Origin of the sequence: Pseudomonas lactucae (assembly GCF_016937615.1) — a bacterium.
GTDB lineage: Bacteria > Pseudomonadota > Gammaproteobacteria > Pseudomonadales > Pseudomonadaceae > Aquipseudomonas > Aquipseudomonas lactucae.
Genome location: NZ_JAFHKI010000091.1, coordinates 33,909 through 58,375, shown reverse-complemented (window position 1 = coordinate 58,375; position 24,467 = coordinate 33,909). Strand labels below are relative to the sequence as shown.

At 61.4% G+C, this 24,467-nt stretch carries 18 protein-coding genes and 4 pseudogenes; 16 read left to right on the top strand and 6 right to left on the bottom strand.

Features of this window, described 5'->3' with window-relative positions; genetic code table 11:
• Positions 1–246: 246 nt before the first annotated feature.
• Positions 247–1,736 (bottom strand): annotated as a pseudogene (locus JWR98_RS17225) (AhpA/YtjB family protein).
• Between the two features lie 133 nt (positions 1,737–1,869).
• Here JWR98_RS17225 and serB point away from each other — a divergent pair.
• Positions 1,870–3,084, top strand: coding sequence for a phosphoserine phosphatase SerB (serB, locus tag JWR98_RS17220; RefSeq protein ID WP_078731310.1), 1,215 nt, complete (start codon positions 1,870–1,872; stop codon positions 3,082–3,084).
• A 65-nt stretch (positions 3,085–3,149) separates the two neighbouring features.
• Here the strand turns inward: serB and asd are convergent, their stop codons facing one another.
• The 3 genes and pseudogenes from asd to JWR98_RS17205 all read right to left on the bottom strand — a co-directional run bounded on the left by asd (position 3,150) and on the right by JWR98_RS17205 (position 6,432).
• Positions 3,150–4,010, bottom strand: a complete 861-nt coding sequence (gene asd / locus JWR98_RS17215; protein ID WP_003171334.1) for an archaetidylserine decarboxylase — start codon at positions 4,008–4,010, stop codon at positions 3,150–3,152.
• A 15-nt stretch (positions 4,011–4,025) separates the two neighbouring features.
• Positions 4,026–4,839, bottom strand: a pseudogene (locus tag JWR98_RS17210) (rhodanese-like domain-containing protein).
• A 57-nt stretch (positions 4,840–4,896) separates the two neighbouring features.
• A complete protein-coding gene (locus JWR98_RS17205) occupies positions 4,897–6,432 on the bottom strand; it encodes an HDOD domain-containing protein (protein WP_078731312.1) in 1,536 nt (511 codons plus the stop codon).
• A 167-nt stretch (positions 6,433–6,599) separates the two neighbouring features.
• Between JWR98_RS17205 and motA the strand changes: the two genes are divergently transcribed.
• Together motA and motB are read left to right on the top strand one after the other, a co-directional pair.
• Entirely contained in the window at positions 6,600–7,451 is an 852-nt protein-coding gene (gene motA / locus JWR98_RS17200) for a flagellar motor stator protein MotA (RefSeq protein WP_003171338.1), read from the top strand.
• Positions 7,452–7,454: 3 nt separating this feature from the next.
• A complete protein-coding gene (gene motB, locus JWR98_RS17195; RefSeq protein WP_078731313.1) occupies positions 7,455–8,465 on the top strand; it encodes a flagellar motor protein MotB in 1,011 nt (336 codons plus the stop codon).
• Positions 8,466–8,542: 77 nt separating this feature from the next.
• Here motB and rsgA read toward each other — a convergent pair whose 3' ends face one another.
• A complete protein-coding gene (gene rsgA, locus JWR98_RS17190) occupies positions 8,543–9,574 on the bottom strand; it encodes a small ribosomal subunit biogenesis GTPase RsgA (RefSeq protein WP_205490633.1) in 1,032 nt (343 codons plus the stop codon).
• Between the two features lie 109 nt (positions 9,575–9,683).
• Between rsgA and orn the strand changes: the two genes are divergently transcribed.
• The gene (orn, locus tag JWR98_RS17185; RefSeq protein ID WP_003171343.1) at positions 9,684–10,226 is read left to right on the top strand and encodes an oligoribonuclease; all 543 of its coding nucleotides are present in this window, start codon (positions 9,684–9,686) and stop codon (positions 10,224–10,226) included.
• 179 nt (positions 10,227–10,405) lie between these two features.
• Complete coding sequence (locus JWR98_RS17180) at positions 10,406–11,023, top strand: trimeric intracellular cation channel family protein (protein WP_175403002.1); 618 nt, start codon at positions 10,406–10,408, stop codon at positions 11,021–11,023.
• Here the strand turns inward: JWR98_RS17180 and queG are convergent.
• The gene (gene queG / locus JWR98_RS17175) at positions 11,020–12,084 is read right to left on the bottom strand and encodes a tRNA epoxyqueuosine(34) reductase QueG (RefSeq protein WP_078731314.1); all 1,065 of its coding nucleotides are present in this window, start codon (positions 12,082–12,084) and stop codon (positions 11,020–11,022) included. The two genes, JWR98_RS17180 and queG, sit on opposite strands and share 4 nt — an antisense overlap.
• 63 nt (positions 12,085–12,147) lie before the next feature.
• On the opposite strand from queG, the gene JWR98_RS17170 reads away from it, so the two are divergent.
• From JWR98_RS17170 to JWR98_RS17120, 11 genes and pseudogenes are all read left to right on the top strand, one after another.
• Positions 12,148–13,008: an NAD(P)H-hydrate dehydratase gene (locus tag JWR98_RS17170; RefSeq protein ID WP_205490632.1), complete on the top strand. Its 861-nt coding sequence runs from the start codon at positions 12,148–12,150 to the stop codon at positions 13,006–13,008.
• Positions 12,996–13,466 (top strand): tRNA (adenosine(37)-N6)-threonylcarbamoyltransferase complex ATPase subunit type 1 TsaE, encoded by a 471-nt coding sequence (gene tsaE, locus JWR98_RS17165; protein WP_078731316.1) that lies wholly within the window; start codon positions 12,996–12,998, stop codon positions 13,464–13,466. The genes JWR98_RS17170 and tsaE overlap by 13 nt, the downstream gene beginning before the upstream one ends.
• A gap of 15 nt (positions 13,467–13,481) precedes the next feature.
• A pseudogene (locus tag JWR98_RS17160) lies at positions 13,482–14,902 on the top strand (N-acetylmuramoyl-L-alanine amidase).
• Positions 14,902–16,821, top strand: a complete 1,920-nt coding sequence (gene mutL, locus JWR98_RS17155) for a DNA mismatch repair endonuclease MutL (RefSeq protein WP_078731317.1) — start codon at positions 14,902–14,904, stop codon at positions 16,819–16,821. Before JWR98_RS17160 ends, mutL begins: the two are co-directional and overlap by 1 nt.
• A complete protein-coding gene (miaA, locus tag JWR98_RS17150; protein ID WP_078731318.1) occupies positions 16,821–17,792 on the top strand; it encodes a tRNA (adenosine(37)-N6)-dimethylallyltransferase MiaA in 972 nt (323 codons plus the stop codon). Before mutL ends, miaA begins: the two co-directional genes overlap by 1 nt.
• Positions 17,793–17,886: 94 nt before the next feature.
• Complete coding sequence (gene hfq, locus JWR98_RS17145; RefSeq protein ID WP_028615514.1) at positions 17,887–18,147, top strand: RNA chaperone Hfq; 261 nt, start codon at positions 17,887–17,889, stop codon at positions 18,145–18,147.
• Positions 18,148–18,159: 12 nt separating this feature from the next.
• Positions 18,160–19,461: a ribosome rescue GTPase HflX gene (hflX, locus tag JWR98_RS17140; RefSeq protein ID WP_003171356.1), complete on the top strand. Its 1,302-nt coding sequence runs from the start codon at positions 18,160–18,162 to the stop codon at positions 19,459–19,461.
• Positions 19,462–19,556: 95 nt separating this feature from the next.
• Positions 19,557–20,731: pseudogene (gene hflK / locus JWR98_RS17135) on the top strand (FtsH protease activity modulator HflK).
• Positions 20,731–21,597, top strand: a complete 867-nt coding sequence (gene hflC / locus JWR98_RS17130) for a protease modulator HflC (RefSeq protein ID WP_003171359.1) — start codon at positions 20,731–20,733, stop codon at positions 21,595–21,597. The pseudogene hflK and the gene hflC overlap by 1 nt, the downstream one beginning before the upstream one ends.
• A 293-nt stretch (positions 21,598–21,890) precedes the next feature.
• Positions 21,891–23,078, top strand: coding sequence for an ATP phosphoribosyltransferase regulatory subunit (locus JWR98_RS17125; RefSeq protein WP_205490631.1), 1,188 nt, complete (start codon positions 21,891–21,893; stop codon positions 23,076–23,078).
• Positions 23,079–23,132: 54 nt separating this feature from the next.
• A complete protein-coding gene (locus JWR98_RS17120) occupies positions 23,133–24,422 on the top strand; it encodes an adenylosuccinate synthase (protein WP_078731320.1) in 1,290 nt (429 codons plus the stop codon).
• Positions 24,423–24,467: the final 45 nt, after the last annotated feature.

Genomic DNA, 24,467 nt, shown 5'->3' with positions numbered 1-24,467 from the left:
GGGTAAAAAGTGATCTGTGGCGAGGGAGCTTGCTCCCGTTGGACTGCGCAGCAGTCCCATTCTTTGTAAACAAGAGCGGGGCCGTTTCGCGGCCAACGGGAGCAAGCTACCTCGCCACAAACAGTGTTGTCCCTTAACTGACTGGCATTAGGGCTTGCCCCGATAGTGGTGGATCAATCACTGATGTATTGACTGACCCTATGCTATCGGGGGCAAGCCCCTCCCACATTGGTACTTCATTGCGCTTCAGGGCTTGCGGGTCTCATGCATCCGCGCCAACTGCCGCTCCAGCATCGACGGATACGGCTCCATCAAACGTTCCACACAGCTGGCCCCTTCAGGGCTGGCAATCGGGCGGATGCGCGCGCGTTGGCGGATCAGCGTGTCTTCGCTGATCTTGCGCTCTACCAGCAGCAGATTGCGGCTGTGCTGGGACAGGGCCAGGGCGTCCTGGGCGATTTCGGTGAGCAGCAGGTCTATCTGGCTCATGCCAAACAGGTCATCGCCCACGGTCAGCCCAAGCTGCAATTGCAAGGTGATGCCGCTGTCGGCCACTTCAATCTGCAGGGCATGGCCCAGGGCGCGCAGCAATTCGCCACAGCAGATGGCGTTGGTCAGGTAGTCCTCACCGCTGTCTTCACTGTGGAACAGCATCAGTGTGCTGCCATCGTTGAGGGTATGCAGTTCGCTCTGGTACAGCGAGGCAGCCTGGTCGAGGCAATCGCGGTAGCGCTCGAGCAATTCGGTCAGGCGGGCGCGGGGCAGGCGCCGCAGTTGGTCCTGGGCCCCCAGTTGCACAGCCAGTACGGCACTGTACTGGGGTTCGGTGCTCTTGACCGGCAGCAGTTTGGGGGCGACAGCCGGCGCGCTGGCCGAAGTGTCGCGCAGGTCGGCGAACGGGTCTTCGTCGTCCGGCTCGTCCTCTTCGGCCTTGAACGCCTTGTGCGCAGCGGGCTTCAAGCCGCCACCGGGGCGTCCTCGACCTCAAACGCTTCGTCGTAGTCGCCGTCATCGAACTCGGGCTCTACCTCAGGCACCACCGGCTCCGGAGCGAAACTGGCATGGAGCTGGCGGGCGAGGTCGCCGATTTCATCCTGGCGATCGGTGGCCGGGGTGTGTTCGTCGATATCCCGCAGCCAGATGCGCAGCTGCATCAATGGCGTGGAGATATGCCGGCCCAGGCGCAGGCTCAAGGCCAGGGCCAATGCCAGCAGGATCGCGCTGAGGATGCCCATGCTCTGCAGGCTGATGGTCATCGGCTGCTGGAACTGCTGCATGTCGAGGCTGATGCGCAGTTGACCGGCTTTAACATCCTGAAAGGTAATGTTGCTCTGATACAGCCCTTCGGCTTCACCCAGCAGGCCATTCTTCGGGCGCTGCCCGGCTTCGGCCATGATGCGGTTGTCCACGCTGTAGATGGCGGCGTGGGCCACCAGCGGGTTCTTGGTCAGGTTATTGAGCAGCACGTTCAGGCTGAGGATGTCGTTGGACACCAGCAACTCAGTCGCCGAGGTGGCCGTCTGGGTGGTCAGGCTCTCGCCCAGGGCGTCGGCTTGCTCATGCATGGCCTGCTTGAACTGCAAACCCATCACACAGGCGTAGATCACCAGGGCCAGGGCGACCAGGATCACGTTATGGCTGGCGATGCGTAATGCGATCGGTACACGGCGGTGGCGCAGTGCCCGGAAGATCAGCAGGAAGAAGTTATCGGTTTTTACTGGCGTGGGCCGGTTCACTTGAGCTCGGCTCTTGGTCCGTGAAGTTGACGCGCAGTATAGCGACAGGCCTAACACCGGCAAAGCGCTGGCTGTGCCCGATGGTCACTGAAAGTGGGTAGAATGCGGTTTTTTTCCAGCCTGGGGGTGCGCCTTGCGCGAAATTGTCCTGATTAACATCACCGGGGAGGACCGCCCGGGTCTTACCGCCGCCATTACCGGTGTCCTGGCCCAGGGTGGTGTGAACATTCTCGACATCGGCCAGGCCGTGATCCACGACACGCTGTCGTTCGGCATCCTGGTGGAAATCCCCAGCACCGAGCAGGCCTCGTCCGTGCTCAAGGACATTCTGTTTACCGCGTACAAACTCGATCAGCAGGTGCGTTTCACCCCGGTGTCCGAAGAGGATTATCGGCATTGGGTGGCCGGTCAGGGCAAGAAACGCCACATCGTTACTCTGCTGACGCGCAAGGTCACGGCTGAACAGCTGCAGCGCGTCAGCTCGATCACCGCGCACTACGGTTTGAATATCGATCATATCGACCGTCTGTCGGGGCGCATGCCGCTGGACACACCGGCTGATCAAGGCAAGGGCTGCATCGAGTTCTCCGTGCGCGGTGAACCGGCCGATCCGCAAGCCCTGCGCGCCGAGTTTCTCAGCGTGGCCCAGGAGCTGAACGTCGATATCGCCTTCCAGGAAGACTCACTGTTTCGCCGTAACCGTCGCCTGGCGGTGTTCGACATGGATTCCACGCTGATCGAAGCCGAAGTCATCGACGAACTGGCCAAGGCCGCCGGGGTGGGCGAGCAGGTGTCGGCGATCACCGAGCGCGCCATGGCCGGCGAGCTGGATTTCCGTGCCAGCTTCAAGGAACGCCTGGCGTTGCTCAAGGGCCTGGATGTGAGCGTGCTGGATTCCATCGGTGCGTCCCTGCGCCTGACCGAAGGCGCCGAAACCCTGTTCGCCGAACTCAAGCGCCTGGGCTACAAGACCGCGATCCTCTCCGGTGGCTTCACCTACTTCGCCAAGCAATTGCAGACCAAGCTGGGCATCGACTACGTGTTCGCCAACGAACTCGAAGTGGTGGACGGCAAAGTGACCGGTGTGGCGGTGGAGCCGATTGTCGACGCCCAGCGCAAGGCGGACTTGCTGAAGGAATTGGCTCACAAGGAAGGCTTGCGTCTGGAGCAGACCATTGCGGTCGGCGACGGGGCGAATGACTTGCCGATGCTGGCGATTGCCGGGTTGGGCGTGGCGTTTCGCGCCAAGCCACTGGTCAAGCAATCGGCGAAGCAGGCGATTTCGACCCTGGGGCTGGATGGCGTGCTTTACCTGCTGGGCTTTCGCGACCGTGATGGTCAGTTGTAACTGAAGAAATGCAGTAAAAATGTGGGAGCAAGCCCCTCCCACATTTGATCCTTGCAGTTTTCAGATCAGGCTTTAGGCAACGCGATACCCTGGCCCATCTGCACCGGCGAACCGGCCACCAGTTCTTCAGCCCACTTCACCTGATCCGGCCCGAACAGCACGATCGCGGTCGAACCCAGCTTGAAGCGGCCCAGCTCGGCACCCTTTTCCAGATGAATCGGCGCACGCGCGGCTTCGTCGTAACGGAAGGTTTTCAGTTCGCGCTTCGGCGGCGTGACCAGACCAGCCCACACGGTTTCAATCGACGCCACAATCATCGCACCCACCAGCACCACGGCCATTGGGCCGCGTTCGGTGTCGAACAGGCAGACAACACGCTCATTGCGCGCAAACAGTTCCGGTACGTTTTCGGCGGTGGTCTGGTTGACCGAGAAAATCCGTCCTGGCACGTAGACCATTTCGCGCAAGGTGCCGGCCAATGGCATGTGCACGCGGTGATAGTCCTTCGGTGACAGGTAGATGGTGGCAAAGTCGCCGCCCATGAAAGGTGCCGCCACGGCCGCATCGCCACCCAGCAATTCCAACACGCTGAAACTGTGGCCCTTGGCCTGGAACACACGACCATGTTCGATCGGACCCAGCTGGCTGACCGCGCCATCGGCAGGGCTCAGCACCGCGCCTGGGGTTTGATCCAGCGGGCGCGCGCCGTCCTTGAGGGCGCGGGTGAAGAAGGCGTTGAAGTGCTCGTAGGCGGTCACGTCTTCCACCAGGGCCTGGGACATGTCCACTTGATAGCGCTTGGCGAACCAGGTGGTGAACGCGTTCTTGAACCAGCGTACACGGCACTCGGCAATGCAGCCGGCCAGGCGCGACAGCAAATGGTGCGGCAGCAAGTACTGGCTGAGGATAAACAACTGCTTTTTCATAACTGTCCTTAAACCTTAAATCTCAACGGGGGTATCGGGGTGGTTGCCCCATTCGCCCCAGGAACCGGCATAACCTTTGACTCGCGGATAACCGAGCGCCTTGGCCACCAGGTAGGTGAAGCCAGAGCGGTGGTGAGTCTGGCAGTGGGTGATGATTTCTTTGTCGCGGGTTAGCCCGAGGTCTTCGAGGATCTGCGGCATGTCGCGGCGGATACGCAGGTTGCGCGCCTTGTCCATGCCGGCGGTCCATTCGAAGTTCACGGCGCCGGGGATGTGCCCGCCTTTGGCGGCAAGCACCTTCTCACCGGAGTATTCCAGCGGGCCGCGTGCGTCCCAGATGCCCAGGTCGCGGCGCCGAGACGGCTTTGCAGGTATTCGCGGGTGGCGGTGGGGCCGTCGTGCAGCGTGAGGCTGACCGGGCCGCCGACGGGGGCGGCACGTCGGTGGAAATCGGGTGCTTTTCTTCCAGCCAGGCCAGCAGGCCGCCGTCCAGGTAGTGGTACTTCTGATGGCCGATCACGTCGAGCATCCAGATGAATCGTCCGGCCCAGCCGCCGCCTTCGTCGTCGTAGACCACGTAGGTGGCGTCCGGGGTGTGGCCCAGTTCGCCGAACAGTTTCTCAAGATCAGCCTTGTTGGGCAGCAGGCCGGGTGCCGGCGGCTGGCCCAGCTGGGTGCGTTTGGGGTCAACGAAATGCGCGCCGGGGATATGCCCTTCGGCGTAGCGGGCGGCGCTGGTGAGGTCCACCAGAATCAGGTGTTCGGCATCAAGGCGACCGATCAGGTCGCTGGATTCGATCACCAGCGGCAAGCCAGAGAAGTCAGGCATGTGAGGTCTCCTGGGCACAAATGTTGGCGATAAAGGAGGGCGATTGTAGCGCAAGCATCAGACGCTGCGGTTGGTAAAGCAGTGCAGGGCTTTTTCGATGCATTGGGCGGTTTTGCCGAAGGCCTGCACGGTGGTTTCCGAGAACGGTCCGCCGCCCTGGTCGGCCACCATCAGCATGACCACCTTGCCGTTGCAGCTCAGCGAGCGCAGCAGCAGGTGTTCACCGTTGAACAGGCGGCGCAGGATCGGCGGCAGTAAGGCCGAGAACTGGGCATGGTTATCCGGGGTGAGGCGTACCTGGGCAGACTTTTCCAGCAGCCGCTGCAACAGCGTGCTGTTGACCGCGTCCAGGCTCAGGTTGGCGGCGTCCTTCGGCAGGCCGTCGACCTGATGCACACGCAAGGTACTCTGGGCGCGGTCGGTCATCAGCAGCATGACCCGCTGCATGCCGCTGGCCACCAGGGCTTCCTTGGCGCAAGTGGTCAGGTGCATGGCGTTGGCAAAGCGGCTTGGCTCTACCAGCAGTTCGGTGCAGCGCTTGCGCCAGATCGCCAGTGCCTCGGCGGTGGGTGGCGCTGCCGGCAGCAGGCCGCGATGAATCTTCTGTACATGCCATGGCCAGATCAACGACAGCGCCGGGTGCCAGAGGTCGGGCATCAGGGTGGTGCGGGCGCTGGTCACGGCTTGTTGATGGGAATGTTGCTGCACCTCGGCCAAGGGCTGTTGCAGGTATAAAGCGGTCAGGTACTGCCAGCGCTGGGTGTGCGGGCAGCTCCAGGATTCCTGGGCGGACATCGCCAGACCATTGGCCAGCAGCACGGTATTGGCTGGCTGGTTCAGCCAGCGGCGCAGGTTGGGCTCGGCGTCGAGCAGTTGCTGGTGGCGCAGGGCGTCGTCCTCGCGGGCGATATGCAGCGCCTTGACCAACAAACGCTGTTCGCTCTGCATCAGGGTATAGCCTTGCGAAACCCAGATCGGCAGATGCCAGGCGTCGCTCAGGCCCAGGCACAGGTCCAGCAGACGCACGCCGAACAGCTCCTGCTCGACCTTGCGTGCCGACTCGCCCTTGTGGATGACGCGCAGCTCCCATTCTTCCAGCAACTTGGGATAAGCCACGGCCATCGGCCACAGCGGCGACAGAAACAGCAGGCTGCCCCAATGAATGTCCTGCCAGAGTCGCGCCAGGCGGTTGCCGAACAAACCATTGGCTTGCTGTGACGCGTGTTGGCTCACCAGCAATAACTGGCGCAGCGCCACGGGAATCTCATGGGCCGGCACCGAGGGCAGGCGCGCCAACAATTCTTCGGCGCGCTTGAGGCCCAGGCGGTTGAGCGCCACTTCGAGGTTTTCAGCCGGTTCCGCCAGGCTGCCATGGGTGTGGCTGTTGGCCTCGCGCATCACACTGAGCACCAGCGCCGGGCTGTTTTGCATCAGTTCGGCAATATCTCGCAACGAACTGCGGCTGTCGCGGATTGCCTTGCATACGCGGTCGTGGCTGGCCTGGGGAACAGGCAGCAGCACTTCGTCCAGACGCTTGATCCAAGCGGCGAGAGAGAAAGGTCTTACAGGTGGGACTGTCGTTTCATTTGCCATGATTGGGGCGCGATCATCACTTGCGGTCAACACGCCCGGAGCGGGCCGAACTGGCTTTTCGCCTTAACGGCCTATAGTCTGGCGCAGTTTTGCCGATAAGTAGAACAAGAGTTTTTCAGTTCCCCCAAATATGTCCATGAACCCGACGGCGCAAGTACTCATCTCCTATGGCTAAAATTATCGGCATCATCGTCGTCTTCGCGAGCGTGCTCGGCGGGTACGTCCTGTCCCACGGTAAAATTGCGGCACTGATCCAACCTTTTGAGGTGATGATTATTGGTGGTGCGGCGTTGGGTGCTTTCCTGCAGGCCAACCCCGGCTACATGACCATGCACGTGATCAAAAAATCGCTGAGCATGTTCGGTTCGCGCTTCACCCACACCTTCTACCTGGAAGTGCTGGGCCTGGTGTACGAGATCCTCAACAAGAGCCGCCGCGAAGGCATGATGGCCATTGAGGCCGACATCGAAGACGCCGCGGCCAGCCCGATTTTCGCCAAGTACCCGGCTGTGCTCAAAGACGAGCGCATGACCGCTTATATCTGTGATTACCTGCGCATCATGTCGTCCGGCAACATGGCTCCCCATGAGCTTGAGGGCCTGTTCGACATGGAGCTGTTCAGTCTTAAAGAGGAGCTGGAGCATCCATCCCACGCCGTGACCGGCGTCGCTGACGGCATGCCCGGTTTCGGTATCGTTGCGGCGGTACTCGGTATCGTGGTGACCATGGCTTCCCTGGGCGAGGGTGACCAGGCGGCTATCGGCATGCACGTAGGTGCGGCCCTGGTGGGGACCTTCTTCGGTATTCTCGCGGCCTACGGCTTCTTCGGCCCGCTGGCGACCTCCCTGGCCCACGACGCCAAGGAAGAAATCAACCTGTACGAGTCGATCAAGGCCAGCCTGGTGGCATCCGCTTCCGGCATGCCGCCGTCGCTGGCGGTGGAGTTCGGTCGCAAGGTCCTGTACCCGAAGCATCGCCCAAGCTTCGCCGAGCTGGAACAAGCGGTTCGCGGTCGCTAAGCCATGGAAAACAACCAGCCGATAATCATCAAGCGCGTCAAGCGCTTCGCTGCGGGGCACCACGGTGGCGCCTGGAAGATCGCCTTTGCCGACTTTGCCACGGCGATGATGGCGTTCTTCCTGGTGCTGTGGCTGATGTCTACGGCCACGCCTGAACAGAAGATCGCCATTGCCGGCTACTTCAAAGACCCGATTGGCTTTTCGGAAAGCGGCACGCCCTTTGTGATCGACCTGGGCGGCTCGCCGCAGTTGGCGCCTGAGCGCACCATCAACCCCGAGGTCAAGACCGAAGCGCCGCAGGAAAAAATTCCGATCGAACGCGATACCGTCGAGACCATGGCCGAGCAGGTCGAGCAGGAGCGCCTTGAGCTGCTGCTGCAAGAGTTGCAGAACAAGGTCGAAGAAAATCCGCAGATGCTGAAGTTCAAGGATCAGATTTCGTTCGAGATCACTCCGGAAGGCTTGCGCATCCAGATCACCGACGCCGCCAACCGGCCGATGTTCGACTCTGGCAGTGCCCGCTTGAAACCGTACTTCGAAGACATCCTGCTGGCCATGGCCGACACCATCAAGACGGTGCCGAACAAGATCAGCATCAGCGGCCACACCGACGCCAAGCCGTATGCAGGCCAGGGCGACTTTGGCAATTGGGAGCTTTCGGCCAACCGCGCCAACGCTGCGCGCCGTGCACTGGTGGCCGGTAGCTACCCGGACCCGCAGGTCGCTCGCGTGGTGGGTTTTGCCTCCTCGCAGCTGTTTGATCACAAGGATCCGTTCAATCCGGCCAACCGGCGCATCGACATTGTCGTGCTGACCAAAAAGGCCCAGCGTGCGATTGAAGGTGATCAGCCGCAGCCGACCCCAGGTGCCGGTGCGCCAGGCGAAGTGCCTGCCGACCCGAACGCGATCCCGCCGGGGCAGGAGCCGTTGCCGGCCCACGAGCTGCGGCAGAAGCTGAACCTGTTTGATGATGGTGGGGTGAAAGATCCTACGGTGCCTAAAGCTGGGTCGTAAGTACTTTATGGAGATGTGGTGAGCGGGCAAGCCAGCTCACCACAGCAAGCGTGCTTACCCGGTACTGCGAGGGGTGTTCAGTAACTGCTCTCCGGCAAACTCGCAATAATCGACCGATAGCTGTTCATCCGCTGCTGCTGCACGCGGCCGTCTTCCAGGGCCTTGAGCAGCGCGCAACCCGGTTCGCGGTCGTGTTTGCAGTCGCGGAAGCGGCAGGTGCCGATCAGGTCGTTGAACTCGATGAAGCCCGCCTCCACATCGCTGCGGCTGACGTGGCCGAGGCCGAATTCACGAATGCCCGGGGAGTCGATCAACTCGCCGCCGCCGGGGAAGTGGAACAACCGCGCCGTGGTCGTGGTGTGGGTGCCCTGGCCGGACAGCTCCGACAGCGGGCCTACGCGGGTGTCGACTTCCGGCAGCAGGCTGTTGACCAGCGACGATTTGCCCACGCCGGACTGGCCGACGAACACACTGATACGCCCGTCGAGCTGCTGCTGCAGCTGTTCCATGCCATTGCCGTGATGGGCCGAGACTTCCAGCACCGGGTAGCCGAGGGTGCGGTAGACCGCCAGCAGCGCATTCAGCGCCGGGGCGTTCTGCTCGTCGATCAGGTCGAATTTGTTCAGCAGCAACAGCGGGCGGATGCCGGCATGCTCGGCGGCCACCAGGTAGCGGTCGATCAGGTTGGCATGAGGCTCGGGCAGTGGCGCGAACACGATCACGATCATGTCGACGTTGGCCGCCACCGGCTTGAGCTGGCCGCGGCTGTCGGGCCGGCGCAGTTCGGTGGTGCGCGGCAACTGGGCGACGATCACGCCGATGCCCTGGTTGCCGGCACGCCACACCACTTTGTCGCCGGTCACCAGCGCAGGCAGGTTGGCGCGCAGGTGGCAACGGGACACTGAGCCCGCGAGCTCGCCTTCCAGGGTCTCGACTTCGACCTGCACCCCGAAGTGCGCGATCACCAGGCCCGTTTGCTCGGGGCCCAGGTCGCCGCCTTCAAGCGCTTCCACGGCGGAGGATTCACGTTTGGCGGCGCGCGCGGCGCGTTCACCTTGAATCTTTTCGATGCGCCAGTTTTGGCGACGATTGAGCTGGCGTTTGGCCATTGGTGTTCCGTGTCGATAATGCAAAGGTTTGGGTAAAACGGTCGCGAGTCTAGCACGGCCCCGCCTGCTAAACTGCGCAGCTACGCCAAGGTGCCAAGAGAATCAAGCCATGCAAAACCCACAGAACCTGATTTGGATCGATCTGGAAATGACCGGTCTGAACCCCGACACCGACGTCATCATCGAGATGGCCACCATTGTCACCGACAGCAACCTCAACACCTTGGCTGAAGGACCGGTGATCGCGATCCACCACAGCGACGCGGTGCTGGCCACCATGGACGAGTGGAACACCCGCACCCACGGCAATTCCGGCCTGACCCAGCGTGTGCGCGACAGCCGCATCAGCATGGCCGAAGCCGAAGCCGAAACCATCGCCTTCCTGGAAAAATGGGTGCCCAAGGGCAAGTCGCCGATCTGTGGCAACAGCATCTGCCAGGACCGTCGCTTCCTTTATACGCACATGAAGGGGCTGGAAAGCTACTTCCACTACCGCAACCTGGATGTGTCGACGCTTAAAGAGCTGGCCGCACGCTGGGCGCCAGAGGTCAAGGACAGCTTCCATAAAGGCAGCACTCACTTGGCGCTGGATGATATTCGCGAGTCGATTGCCGAGCTGCAGCATTACCGCAAGCATTTCATCAAGGCCTGAAGCTGTAGCGACTCAGCTGACGTCATAGTAGGCAAGCCCACACATTTTAGTTTGTGAACACATTCCAAATGTGGGAGGGGGCTTGCCCCCGATGGAAGACGACTCGGTTTATCGCCAAGCGCCCTCTTTTGGTGCCATCAGCAAATGATTAGACTGCCGGCCTCTTTGCAAGGATCGCCATCATGTTGCTGATGCTCTACCTCATCGCCATCACCGCCGAAGCCATGACCGGCGCGTTGTCCGCCGGCCGGCGTGGCATGGACTGGTTTGGTGTGGTGCTGATCGCCTGTGTGACGGCATTGGGCGGCGGCTCGGTACGCGACGTATTGCTCGGCCACTACCCGCTGACGTGGGTCAAGCATCCGGAATATCTGGTGCTGACCTCCATCGCGGCGCTGGTGACGATCTTTATCGCACCCTTGATGCGTCGCCTGCGCTCGCTGTTCCTCGCGCTGGATGCCGTGGGCCTGGTCGCGTTCACCTTGATCGGCTGCATGACCGCGCTGGAAATGGGCCACGGCATGCTGGTGGCCTCGGTCAGCGGGGTGATCACCGGGGTGTTCGGCGGCATTCTGCGGGATATCTTCTGCAACGACATTCCGCTGATCTTCCGCCGCGAGCTGTACGCCAGCGTGTCGTTCCTCGCGGCGTGGTTCTATTTGCTGTGCCTTTATCTGGAACTGCCCAGTGAGCAAGCGATTCTGCTGACCTTGTTCAGCGGCTTTCTATTGCGCCTGCTGGCGATCCGTTTCCACTGGGAAATGCCCAAGTTCGTCTACAACGACGACGTGCACTAGCGTGTGGCGTGCTGGTTCAGCGCCCACTCCACATGTTCGCGTACCAGCTCCGACGGGTAATCCCGGCGCGCCTTCAAGGCTTCCAGCACCACAATACTCGACGGTGCATTGCCCAGGCCCACCGCCAGGTTGCGCAGCCAGCGCTCGTAGCCGGCCCGACGCAAGGGCGAACCTTCGGTGCTGCTGAGGAATTTATCCTCGTCCCACATGAACAATTCGGCCAGTTCCGCGTTATCCAGGTTATGCCGTGGCTGGAAATCGCCCTCGGCGGTGGATCGGGCGAAACGATTCCACGGGCAAACGATCTGACAGTCATCACAACCGAATACACGGTTGCCGATCAGGGGGCGCAGGTCTTCAGGGATCGCGCTCTTCAATTCGATGGTCAGGTAGGAAATACAGCGCCGGGCGTCCAGCACGTAGGGGCCGACGAAGGCGTTGGTCGGGCAGATGTCCAGGCACGCGGTGCAGCGGCCGCAATGTTCAGTGCGGTGGGGCTCGTCGAGCGGCAGCGGTAAATCGACAAACAGTTCACTCAGGAAGAAATAACTGCCGGCCTTGCGATTGAGTACCAGGGTGTTTTTACCGATCCAGCCAAGGCCGGCCTGTTCGGCAATGGCTTTTTCCAGCACGGGCGCGCTGTCGACAAAGGCCCGAAAGCCAAACGGGCCGATTTGCGCCTGGATGCGGTCGGCCAGTTGCTGGACGCGCTTGCGGATGAGCTTGTGGTAGTCGCGGCCCAAGGCGTAGCGCGAGATATAGGCTTTTTCCGGCTGGGCCAGCAATTGCGCCATGTGCGTGTCGCCGGGCAGGTAGTCCATGCGCAGCGACACCACGCGCAAGGTGCCCGGCACCAGTTCTTCGGGGTGGGAGCGTTTGCTGCCGTGGGCGCCCATGTAATCCATCTCGCCGTGGTAACCCGCGTCGAGCCAGCGTTGCAGGTGCTGTTCATGCTCAGCCAGGTCAAGGCCGCTGATGCCGACTTGTTGAAAGCCCAGCTCGCGGCCCCAGTCTTTGATCGATTGGGCGAGGGCGGGCAGATCGAAGGTAATAGCGGGCATGAGACAGGGGAAACCACAGGTTAGATGCGTATAATTCTGCCAGACATCGGAGCTTGAAGACGCATGCCTCAGACAAAACACCCAATAACCGACGTTCAGCCGCTGTTGTTCGGCCATTTGCCGCAACTGGCTGCGCGTTCCCCCAGTGCCCATAAAGGCCAGTTCGGACACTTGCTGGTGCTCGGCGGTGACCATGGTCTTGGCGGCGCGGCATTGCTAAGCGCCGAAAGCGCATTGCGCAGCGGTGCCGGCATGGTCTCGCTGGCGACCCGGCCCGAAAACGTGCCGGGAGCACTGGCAAGACTGCCGGAAGTCATGACGGTCGGCGTGAGCTCGGCCAACCAATTGATGGGCCTGCTGGAAAAAATCTCGGTCATCGTCATTGGCCCAGGCCTGGGCGAGGCGTCCTGGGGTAAAAGCCTGTTGTCAGTCGCCGCCAATGCGCGCCAGCCGCAGGTGTGGGACGCCGATGCGTTGAATCAACTGGCAACCGGCAGCGTGAGCCTTCCAGCCAATTGTGTGATTACACCGCATCCGGGCGAGGCCGCGCGTTTGCTGGGCATTTCGACAGCCGAGGTTCAGGCTGACCGTCTTAAGGTGGCGCGCGCGTTGAGTCAGGCATTTAATGCGGTGGCTATTCTCAAGGGGGCTGGCAGTTTGATTGCAAGCCCGGATGGACGTGTTTCGCGCTGTGATCAAGGCCATCCGGCGATGGCGACGGCGGGGCTGGGCGATGTGCTGGCCGGCCTGGTGGGGGCGTTGCTGACCCAGGGCATGCCCGCCTATGAGGCAAGCTGCCTGGCGGTTTGGGTGCATGCCACGGCGGGAGAGCGCCAGGGCACTTTGGGTCGCGGCTTGGCGGCCAGTGACCTGATCCCTGCCATTCGTCAATTGTTGGAGGAGCAGTCTCCGTGTCTGAAGTAATCCTTTTCCTGGCCGATGAAGACGCCATGGTGGCGTTTGGTCATCGTCTTGCGCGGGCCACACAGGGTCGGGGGCTGATCTTTCTCGAAGGCGATCTGGGGGCGGGCAAGACCACGCTGTCACGCGGGATCATCCGCGGTTTGGGCCATGCCGGGGCGGTGAAAAGTCCGACATTTACCTTGGTCGAACCTTATGAGATCGGCGACCTGCGCGCTTTTCACTTTGACCTCTATCGGCTGGTCGACCCCGAAGAACTGGAGTTCATGGGCATCCGTGATTATTTCGAGGACGATGCGCTGTGCCTGATCGAGTGGCCAAATAAAGGCACAGGCTTTTTGCCAAAGCCGGACCTGACCATTACCATTACGCCGCATGAGCACGGACGTCAGCTGAAGTTGTTGCCCCAGAGCCCGCGCGGTGAATCGTGGTGTGTGGCTCTGGCATTGGAATTCAAATAATTGGTGGGGTTAGGTATGCGCTTTCGCGCGTTGGTTGCTGTCGTAGGGGTGTTGCTTGCGGCAATGACTGTCAATGCTCTGGCTGCTTCACAGGTGAAAAGTGTGCGCCTGTGGCGAGCACCGGATAACACGCGACTGGTGTTCGACCTGTCTGGCCCGGTCCAGCACAGTGTTTTTACCCTCACGGCGCCTGATCGCCTGGTCATCGACATTAACGGCGCGACCCTGGCCGCGCGTTGAAGGTGTCCACGGCCAACACCCCGATCACCTCCATGCGCTCGGCCCAGCGCACGCCGACCGACTTGCGGGTGGTCATCGACCTGAAAAAGGTGGTGACGCCGAAAAGCTTCTCCCTGGCCCCGAATGCCCAGTACGGAAACCGCCTGGTGGTCGACCTGTTCGACAACGCCGCCGATGCCGCACCGCCGCCTGCGCCGACCCCGAGCGTGGCGACGGTGCCGGCCGTGCCGGTCAACCCGTCACAGCCCCAGGTCAAATTGCCGCCGCCACCACCGGCGCCGGCCGGCAAGCGCGACATCATCGTAGTGATCGACGCCGGCCATGGCGGTGAAGACCCGGGCGCCTCCGGCTCACGCGGCCAGCATGAAAAAGACGTGGTATTGGCCATCGCCCGCGAGCTGCAGCGCCAAGTCAACGGCATGAAAGGCTACCGCGCCGAACTGACCCGTACCGGCGACTACTTCATTCCGTTACGCGGACGTACCGAAATTGCGCGCAAGAAGGGCGCCGACCTGTTCGTGTCGATCCATGCGGACGCCGCGCCCTCCAGCGCCGCGTTTGGTGCCTCGGTGTTTGCCCTGTCGGATCGCGGCGCGACGTCCGAGACCGCCCGTTGGCTGGCCGACAGCGAAAACCGTTCCGACTTGATCGGTGGCGCCGGTAATGTGTCCCTCGATGACAAGGACAAGATGCTCGCCGGGGTCTTGCTCGATCTGTCGATGACCGCCTCGCTGACCTCCAGCCTGAACGTGGGTCAGAAGGTCCTGAGCAATATCGGTCGCGTGACGTCGCTGCACAAACAGCGTGTGGAGCAGGCCGGGTTTATGGTGCTGAAATCGCCGGACATCCCGTCGATCCTGGTGGAAACCGGTTTTATCTCCAACGCCAACGAAGCCTCCAAGCTGGCCAGCGCCAGCCACCAGCAGGCGTTGGCGCGCTCCATCAGCGCTGGCGTGCGCCAGTTCTTCCAGCAGAACCCGCCGCCGGGCACTTACATCGCCTGGCTGCGTGACTCCGGCAAAATCGCCCAGGGCTCGCGTGACCATCGCGTCCAGCCCGGCGACACCCTGGCAATGCTGGCGGTGCGCTTCCAGGTGTCGGCGGCGACCTTGCGCAGCGCCAACAATCTGCAAACCGATGAATTGAAAGTTGGACAGGTATTGACCATCCCTGGCACTGAATTGGCGGCACAGTAATGAGCGAATCAACCTTGGATAGCGGGTCGCGCATTGAATTGCTCAGCCCGCGCCTGGCTAACCAGATCGCTGCGGGTGAGGTGGTCGAGCGTCCCGCATCGGTGATCAAGGAGCTGCTGGAAAACAGTATCGATTCCGGCGCCAAGCGCATCGATGTCGACGTGGAGCAGGGCGGTGTCAAACTGTTGCGCGTGCGCGACGACGGCAGCGGCATCTCTTCCGATGACTTGCCGCTGGCCCTGGCCCGCCACGCCACCAGCAAGATCCGCGACCTGGAAGACCTTGAGCGGGTGATGAGCCTGGGTTTTCGCGGTGAAGCTCTGGCGTCGATCAGCTCCGTGGCGCGCCTGACCCTCACCTCGCGCACGCGCAACGCCGAGCAGGCCTGGCAAGTGGAAACCGAGGGCCGTGACATGGCGCCTCGGGTCCAGCCGGCGGCGCACCCAGTGGGCACTTCGGTGGAAGTGCGCGACCTGTTCTTCAACACGCCGGCGCGGCGCAAATTCCTCAAAGCCGAAAAAACCGAATTCGATCATCTGCAAGAAGTCATCAAGCGCCTGGCCCTGGCGCGTTTCGACGTGGCGTTCCACCTGCGCCATAACGGCAAGACCATCCTCAGCCTGCACGAAGCCCATGACGAGGCCGCGCGGGCACGTCGTGTGTCGGCGATCTGCGGTGCAGGCTTCCTGGAGCAGGCGCTGCCGATCGAGATCGAACGCAATGGCCTGCGTCTGTGGGGGTGGGTCGGGTTGCCGACGTTCTCCCGTAGCCAGGCGGATTTGCAGTACTTCTTCGTGAACGGCCGCGCGGTGCGCGACAAACTGGTGGCCCACGCGGTGCGCCAGGCGTATCGCGATGTGCTGTTCAACGGGCGGCATCCGACGTTCGTACTGTTTTTCGAGGTCGACCCTGCCGTGGTCGACGTCAACGTGCACCCGACCAAACACGAAGTGCGCTTTCGTGATGGGCGCATGGTGCACGACTTCCTGTATGGCACCTTGCATCGCGCTCTGGGCGATGTGCGCCCGGATGATCAACTGTCGGCGCCGATTGTGACCGCGGTGGTGCGCCCCAGCGGCCCCGAAGCCGGAGAGTTCGGCCCACAAGGTGAAATGAGCCTGGCGGGCAACCTGCTGCAATCACCATCGCCACAGCCTTCCTACTCGTCGCCGCCGGGTTCCGGCTCGGGTGCGGGTTATCAATACCAATACACCCCGCGTCCACAATCGACCGTACCGGTAGCCGAGGCCCAGGCGGCCTATCGCGAGTTCTTCGCGCCGCTGCCTGGGGCTGAGCCAGGCGCGGCGGTGTCCTTGCCGGAAGGCGGCGGGGACATTCCGCCGCTGGGTTATGCGCTGGCGCAGCTCAAGGGCATTTATATCCTTGCGGAAAACGCCCACGGCCTGGTGTTGGTGGATATGCATGCCGCCCACGAGCGAATCATGTACGAACGCCTGAAGATCGCCATGGCCAGCGAAGGCCTCAGCGGCCAACCGCTGCTGGTGCCGGAATCCCTGGCGGTCAGCCAGCGCGAAGCCGATTGCGCCGAAGAACATGTCAGCGTATTCCAGAAACTGGGCTTCGAACTGCAACGCCTCGGCCCGGAAACCCTGGCGATTCGCCAGATTCCCGCCTTGCTCAAACAAGCCGAAGCCAACCGACTGGTGGCTGACGTGCTGGCGGACCTGATGGAGTACGGCACCAGTGACCGTATCCAGGCGCATATCAACGAATTGCTCGGCACCATGGCCTGTCACGGTGCCGTTCGCGCCAATCGCCGCCTGGCTCTGCCGGAAATGAACGGTTTGCTGCGAGACATGGAGAACACCGAGCGCAGCGGTCAGTGCAACCATGGCCGACCAACCTGGACCCAGATGGGCCTGGACGATCTGGACAAATTGTTTTTGCGCGGCCGTTGATGAGTGCCTTGCCCCCCGCGATCTTCCTGATGGGCCCCACGGCCGCGGGCAAGACCGACCTGGCCATCGAACTGACCAAGGTGCTGCCGTGCGAGCTGATCAGTGTCGACTCTGCCCTGGTTTACCGGGGTATGGACATCGGCACGGCCAAGCCTTCCAGAGCACTGCTGGCCCAGCATCCGCATCGCCTGATCGACATCATCGACCCGGCCGAGAGCTATAGCGCCGCGGATTTTCGCAGCGATGCCCTGGCCGCCATGGCCGAAATCACCGCGCGGGGCAATATCCCGCTACTGGTGGGCGGCACGATGCTCTACTACAAGGCTTTGCAGGAAGGCTTGGCCGACATGCCGGCCGCCGATGCCCAGGTGCGCGCCGAACTTGAAGAAGAGGCTGCACGCCTTGGCTGGCAAGCCCTGCACGACCAGCTGGCGGCGGTGGACCCGGTATCGGCGGCGCGTATTCACCCCAATGACCCCCAGCGCCTCAGTCGCGCGCTGGAAGTCTGGCGTGTCAGCGGCCAGACCATGACTGAACTGCGGCTGAAACAAACTGCGCAAAGTGCTGACGCAGGCGCATCTGGACAGTCACAATTGCCCTATACTGTGGCAAATCTGGCGATTGCTCCGGCAAATCGCCAGGTGCTGCACGAACGAATTGCACAAAGATTCACAATTATGTTGGAACAGGGGTTTATCGACGAGGTCGTAGCACTGCGTTCACGAGGTGACCTGCATCCAGGGCTGCCTTCGATACGTGCTGTAGGCTACCGCCAAGTCTGGGATCATCTGGATGGCAAGCTGACGTCAGCCGAAATGCAGGAGCGCGGCATCATTGCCACGCGCCAATTGGCAAAGCGCCAGTTCACCTGGCTGCGCAGTTGGAGCGATTTGCACTGGTTGGACAGCCTGGACAGCGACAATCTGTCACGCGCCTTGAAATACTTGGGAACGGTCTCCATATTGAGCTGAGTCCTTGCAATTGCCGTCTATCCTTGGGGGTGTGACGGCCCTGAGCTACCTATTTTCCGATTTTTTATTATTGATCCTTAAAGGAGTGCGGCACATGTCAAAAGGGCATTCGCTACAAGACCCTTACTTGAATACTTTACGTAAAGAGAAAGTGGGGGTTTCCATCTATCTGGTCAACGGTATCAAGCTGCAAGGCACGATCGAGTCGTTCGACCAGTTCGTGATCCTGCTGAAAAACACCGTCAGCCAGATGGTTTACAAGCACGCTATCTCGACAGTCGTCCCTGTTCGTCCAATCCGTCTGCCTAGCGCAGCAGGTGATGATGCAGTTGACGCTGAGCCAGGTAACGCCTGATAGGAGTCTCCTTTGTTCTTTGAGCGCCACGGTGGTGGTGAGCGAGTGATCCTCGTTCACTTGGATGGACAGGACCCTGAGGCGCGCGAAGATCCGCAGGAGTTTCAGGAGTTGGCAAATTCGGCCGGCGCCGAGACCGTTGCGTTTTTTAACGTGCCGCGTCATCGGCCAACCGCCAAATTTCTGATTGGCAGCGGCAAGGTCGAGGAATTGCGCGACCTGGTCCACGCCGAAGAAGCCGATCTGGTGATCTTCAATCACACCCTCACGCCCAGTCAGGAACGTAACCTCGAACGTGTTTTCGAGTGTCGCGTGATCGACCGTACCGGCCTGATTCTCGATATTTTCGCCCAGCGCGCCCGTACCCATGAAGGCAAGCTCCAGGTTGAACTGGCCCAGCTTGACCACATGAGCACCCGGCTGGTTCGCGGCTGGACTCACCTTGAGCGTCAAGGTGGCGGTATCGGCATGCGCGGCCCGGGTGAAACCCAACTTGAAACCGACCGGCGCCTGCTGCGGGTTCGCCTGCGCCAGATCAAGGGCCGCCTCGAAAAAGTACGCAGCCAGCGCGAGCAATCGCGACGCGGCCGTTCGCGTGCGGATATCCCGACCGTTTCCCTGGTGGGCTACACCAACGCCGGCAAGTCCACGCTGTTCAACAACGTGACCAAGTCCGATGTGTATGCGGCCGACCAACTGTTCGCCACCCTCGATCCGACCTTGCGCCGTCTGGACATCGACGACCTGGGGCCGATTGTCCTGGCCGATACCGTGGGTTTCATCCGTCACCTGCCCCACAAGCTGGTCGAGGCATTTCGGTCTACGCTCGAAGAGTCGAGCAATTCCGACCTGCTGTTGCACGTGATCGATGCGGCTGAACCGGATCGCATGTTGCAGATCGAGCAGGTGATGGTGGTGCTGGGCGAGATCGGGGCCCAGGACTTGCCGATCCTCGAGGTCTATAACAAACTCGATTTGCTTGAAGGCGTTGAGCCACAAATCCAGCGCGACGAGAACGGCAAGCCCCAGCGGGTATGGCTGTCGGCGCGCGATGGCAGTGGTTTGGAGCTGCTTGAACAAGCCATTGCCGAACTGCTCGGCAGCGATTTGTTCGTCGGCACCTTGCGCTTGCCTCAGCGTTTTGCTCGACTGCGTGCACAGTTTTTCGAGCTGGGCGCGGTACAGAAAGAAGAACACGACGAAGAAGGTGTCAGCTTGCTGGCCGTTCGATTGCCGCGCTCGGAACTGAATCGGCTGGTCAGCCGTGAAGGTGTGGTTCCGGCAGAGTTCATCGAACAACACACTTTGCAATAAAAGCCTCCGAAAGCGGTTGTGCCGCAGTAGCAGGCATTCTGTAGCATTGGTCGCGCGCCGTGGGTGCGTCTTTGCTTTATCAGATGGAGAGCGCTATGGCTTGGAATGAGCCGGGTGGCAACTCGAATAATCAGGATCCTTGGGGTGGTAAACGCCGCAATAATGGCGACCGCAAGGGGCCACCAGATCTCGACGAGGCCTTCCGAAAGCTGCAGGAAAGCCTGAATGGGTTGTTCGGTGGTGGGAAAAAACGCGGTGGTGACGACGGCGGTCGCACAAGCAAGGGCGGCGGCTACGGCCTGCTGGGCCTGGGTCTTGTCGTGCTGGCGGCCGTCTGGCTGTACAGCGCTGTCTACGTAGTCGACGAACAGGAGCAGGCCGTGGTGCTGCGCTTCGGCAAGTACTACGAGACGGTCGGTCCGGGCCTGAACATCTACTTCCCGCCGATCGATAAGAAGTACATGGAGAACGTCACGCGTGAGCGTGCCTACACCAAGCAGGGCCAGATGCTGACCGAAGACGAGAACATCGTCGAAGTGCCGCTGACCGTGCAGTACAAAATCAGTAACCTGCAGGACTTCGTGCTGAACGTTGATCAGCCGGAGATCAGCCTGCAACACGCAACCGAAAGCGCCCTGCGCCACGTGGTGGGTTCCACCGCCATGGATCAGGTGCTGACCGAAGGTCGTGAATTGATGGCCAGCGAAATCAAGGAGCGCCTGCAACGGTTCCTCGATACCTATCGCACCGGTATCACCGTCACCCAGGTGAACGTACAGAGCGCAGCGGCACCGCGTGAAGTGCAGGAAGCCTTCGACGACGTGATCCGCGCCCGTGAAGACGAGCAGCGTTCGCGCAACCAGGCGGAAACCTACGCCAACGGCGTCGTGCCGGAAGCGCGTGGTCAGGCCCAGCGCATCCTTGAGGATGCAACGGTTACCGCGACGAAGTGGTCTCCCGCGCCAAGGGTGAGGCGGATCGTTTCACCAAGCTGGTGGCCGAGTACCGCAAGGCCCCTGAAGTGACTCGTGAGCGTCTGTACCTGGACACCATGCAGGAAGTCTTCAGCAACACCAGCAAGGTCCTCGTGACCGGCAGCAAGGGTGGGCAGAACAACCTGCTGTACCTGCCGCTGGACAAGATGATCGAAGGTGGTCGTAGCAGCTCCAGCGCACCGTCCGCCGGCTCCAATGCCGCTGCCAACGAAGCGAGTGCCCGTGCGGCCGCTGACTTGCTGCAACAGCAAACACGTACCAGGGAGAGTCGTTGATGAGCAATAAATCGCTGACCGCCCTGATTGTGGGCGTCGTCGTGGTCATCGCCGCCTGGAACTGCTTCTACATCGTGGCTCAGACCGAGCGCGCGGTGCTGCTGCAATTCGGTCGCGTGGTCCAGGCGGACGTCCAGCCGGGCCTGCATGTGAAAGTCCCCTACGTCAACCAGGTGCGCAAGTTCGACGCCCGCCTGATGACCCTGGATGCACCGACACAGCGTTTCCTGACCCTGGAAAAGAAAGCCGTGATGGTTGACGCCTACGCCAAGTGGCGCGTCAAGGATGCCGAGCGCTTCTACACCGCGACCTCCGGTCTCAAGCAGCTTGCCGACGATCGCTTGTCGCGTCGTCTCGAGTCGGGCCTGCGCGACCAGTTTGGTAAGCGCACCCTGCACGAAGTGGTCTCCGGTGAGCGTGATGCGCTGATGGCGGATATCACCCGCTCGCTGAACACGATGGCGGAAAAAGAGCTGGGCATCGAAGTGGTCGATGTTCGGGTCAAGGCTATCGACCTGCCCAAGGAAGTGAACCGCAGCGTGTTCGAGCGTATGAGCACCGAGCGTGAGCGTGAGGCCCGCGAGCATCGCGCCAAGGGTAACGAGTTGGCTGAAGGTATCCGTGCGGATGCCGACCGTCAGCGTCGTGTACTGCTGGCGGAAGCGTATCGCGAGTCTGAAGAGACCCGTGGTGATGGTGATGCTCAGGCGGCGGCGATCTACTCCAAGGCCTACGGCCAGGACCAGGAGTTCTACGCGTTCTACCGTAGCCTGCGTGCCTACCGTGAAAGCTTCGCGAACAAAACCGACGTCATGGTGCTGGACCCAAGTAGCGATTTCTTCCGCTACCTGGAAAAATCCAAGTAATCAGCTCGTCACTGTGTAGGACACACTCCGTCGGGCGGCTAAAACGCCTGGCGGGGTGATCCTTTCAGAAAACGGGTGTATGATGCGGCAGCCGGGAAATTCCCGGCTTTTTTGCGTCTGCATGTTTGATTCGGCAGACGTGACAGGTTTTTCGAGGAAGGTGCCCGACGAGGCCGGTGACAGGTCGTTCGTCACGTCGCTCTTGCGCGTGGTTTATGCAGGCTGCGGGTATTTTCTGCTTCACTCAAGGCTCGGCCGAGGGCTGGCCGCCCGGATCATAGGGGAATGGCGTAATGGCAACGGTAGACCGCTGGCTGCTGCCAGATGGCATCGAAGAAGTACTGCCACCGGAGGCTGCGCGCATTGAAGTAGCGCGTCGCCAGGTGTTGGATCTGTTCCAGAGCTGGGGTTACGAGTTTGTCGTGACCCCCCATATCGAGTACCTGGAATCCCTGCTTACCGGTGCGGGCCAGGACCTGGATCTGCGCACCTTCAAGGTCATCGACCCGCAATCGGGCCGGCAAATGGGTTTTCGTGCCGACATCACGCCGCAAGTGGCGCGTATCGATGCGCACACCCTGCGTCGCGAAGGCCCGAGCCGCCTGTGCTACGCCGGCAGCGTACTGCACGCCCAGCCGCGCGCCTTGTCGTCGTCCCGTAGCCCGATTCAGTTGGGCGCCGAGTTGTACGGCGACGCAAGCCCGAGCAGCGACGTTGAAGTGATCAGCTTGATGCTGGCCATGCTGCAACTCGCTGACGTACCGGATGTTCACATGGACCTGGGTCACGTCGGTATTTACCGTGGCCTGGCGCGCGCCGCCGGTTTGTCCGGTGAAGTGGAGCAACAGTTGTTCGATGCCCTGCAACGCAAGGCCATCGATGAGGTCATTGCCCTGACCGAGGGCGTGCCTGCCGACCTGGCCGGCATGCTGCGGGCGCTGGTCAATCTGTGCGGTGGTCCTGAGGTGCTGGTCGCTGCCCGTGAGCGCCTGGCGAATGCGCCGGCGCCAGTGTTGGCGGCATTGTACGACGTGCTGGCGATTGCCGAGCGGTTGTCCGCGCGTTTCCCGCAGTTGCCGTTGTACTTTGATTTGGGCGAGTTGCGCGGTTACCACTACCACACGGGTGTGGTGTTCGCGGTGTTCGTTCCGGGTGTTGGCCAGGCCATCGCCCAAGGTGGTCGTTATGACGATATCGGTGCCGACTTCGGTCGTGCGCGTCCGGCCACCGGTTTCTCCACCGATTTGAAAACCCTGGTGACCCTGGGGCGTGCTGAGGTCGAGCTGCCGTCTGGTGGCATCTGGATGCCCGACAGTACGGACGCAGCACTCTGGCAGCAGGTGTGCCAGTTGCGCAGTGAGGGTCAGCGTGTTGTCCAGGCTTTGCCTGGCCAGCCATTGGCCGCCGCCCGTGAAGCGGACTGCGACCGGCAATTGATTCTGCAGAACGGGCTTTGGCAAGTATCGCCACTGGCTTCTTGAGTTTTCCTGCCGGCCATCGCCGGCACCAAGTTTGCGCGAATGAGGACAAGTGTTATGGGTAAGAATGTCGTAGTCCTGGGCACCCAATGGGGTGATGAGGGCAAAGGCAAGATCGTTGATCTGCTGACCGAACATGCTGCCGCCGTAGTGCGCTACCAAGGTGGTCACAACGCTGGCCACACCCTGGTCATCGACGGCGAAAAAACTGTCTTGCACCTGATCCCGTCGGGTGTCCTGCGCGAAGGCGTGCAGTGCCTGATCGGCAACGGCGTGGTGGTTGCACCGGATGCCCTGTTGCGCGAGATCACCAAGCTGGAAGAGAAAGGCGTGCCGGTGCGCGAGCGCCTGCGTATCAGCCCGTCCTGCCCGCTGATCCTGTCCTTCCACGTTGCGCTGGACCAGGCCCGTGAAAAGGCGCGTGGCGAGTTGAAGATCGGCACCACCGGTCGTGGCATCGGCCCGGCCTACGAAGACAAAGTTGCGCGTCGTGGCCTGCGTGTGGGCGACCTGCTCAACATGCCGCGCTTTGAAGACAAGCTGCGTGAACTGGTGGATTACCACAACTTCATGCTGGTGGGTTACTACAAAGAGCCGGCCATCGAGTTCGACACGACCCTGGCCGAGTGCAAGGAATACGCTGAGCTGCTCAAGCCGCTGATGCTGGACGTGACCGCCGAGCTGCACGACCTGCGTCGCGCCGGCAAGGACATCATGTTCGAAGGCGCCCAAGGTTCGTTGCTGGACATCGACCATGGCACCTACCCGTACGTGACCAGCTCCAACACCACCGCTGGCGGCGTGGCAACCGGTTCTGGTGTTGGCCCGATGTTCCTGGACTACATCCTGGGCATCACCAAGGCTTACACCACTCGTGTCGGTTCGGGTCCATTCCCGACTGAACTGTTCGACGACGTCGGTGCGCACCTGGCTAAACAAGGCCACGAATTCGGCGCGACCACTGGCCGTGCTCGTCGTTGTGGTTGGTTTGACGCCGTTATCCTGCGTCGCGCTATCGATGTGAACAGCATCTCGGGTATCTGCCTGACCAAGCTGGACGTGCTCGACGGCCTCGAAGCCATCAACATCTGCACCGGCTACAAAGATGCACAAGGCAACGCTGTTGCGCCGACCGACGCTGACAGCTACGTGGGCCTGCAGCCGGTATACGAAGAAGTGCCGGGCTGGACCGAATCGACCGTGGGCGCCAAGACCCTGGAAGAGCTGCCGGCCAACGCTCGTGCTTACATCAAACGCGTTGAAGAGCTGATCGGTGCGCCGATTGACATTATTTCGACGGGCCCGGACCGCAACGAAACCATCGTTCTGCGTCATCCGTTCGCTTAATAAGCTGTTGATGTAAAAAGAAAAGGACTCCCTCGGGAGTCCTTT

Coding starts and splice junctions, on each gene's coding strand:
- asd (WP_003171334.1), bottom strand. CDS start 4,010: ATGAAAAAGCAGTTGTTTATCCTCAGCCAGTACTTGCTGCCGCACCAT.
- JWR98_RS17205 (WP_078731312.1), bottom strand. CDS start 6,432: ATGGCAAATGAAACGACAGTCCCACCTGTAAGACCTTTCTCTCTCGCC.
- motA (WP_003171338.1), top strand. CDS start 6,600: ATGGCTAAAATTATCGGCATCATCGTCGTCTTCGCGAGCGTGCTCGGC.
- motB (WP_078731313.1), top strand. CDS start 7,455: ATGGAAAACAACCAGCCGATAATCATCAAGCGCGTCAAGCGCTTCGCT.
- rsgA (WP_205490633.1), bottom strand. CDS start 9,574: ATGGCCAAACGCCAGCTCAATCGTCGCCAAAACTGGCGCATCGAAAAG.
- orn (WP_003171343.1), top strand. CDS start 9,684: ATGCAAAACCCACAGAACCTGATTTGGATCGATCTGGAAATGACCGGT.
- queG (WP_078731314.1), bottom strand. CDS start 12,084: ATGCCCGCTATTACCTTCGATCTGCCCGCCCTCGCCCAATCGATCAAA.
- JWR98_RS17170 (WP_205490632.1), top strand. CDS start 12,148: ATGCCTCAGACAAAACACCCAATAACCGACGTTCAGCCGCTGTTGTTC.
- mutL (WP_078731317.1), top strand. CDS start 14,902: ATGAGCGAATCAACCTTGGATAGCGGGTCGCGCATTGAATTGCTCAGC.
- miaA (WP_078731318.1), top strand. CDS start 16,821: ATGAGTGCCTTGCCCCCCGCGATCTTCCTGATGGGCCCCACGGCCGCG.
- hfq (WP_028615514.1), top strand. CDS start 17,887: ATGTCAAAAGGGCATTCGCTACAAGACCCTTACTTGAATACTTTACGT.
- hflC (WP_003171359.1), top strand. CDS start 20,731: ATGAGCAATAAATCGCTGACCGCCCTGATTGTGGGCGTCGTCGTGGTC.
- JWR98_RS17125 (WP_205490631.1), top strand. CDS start 21,891: ATGGCAACGGTAGACCGCTGGCTGCTGCCAGATGGCATCGAAGAAGTA.
- JWR98_RS17120 (WP_078731320.1), top strand. CDS start 23,133: ATGGGTAAGAATGTCGTAGTCCTGGGCACCCAATGGGGTGATGAGGGC.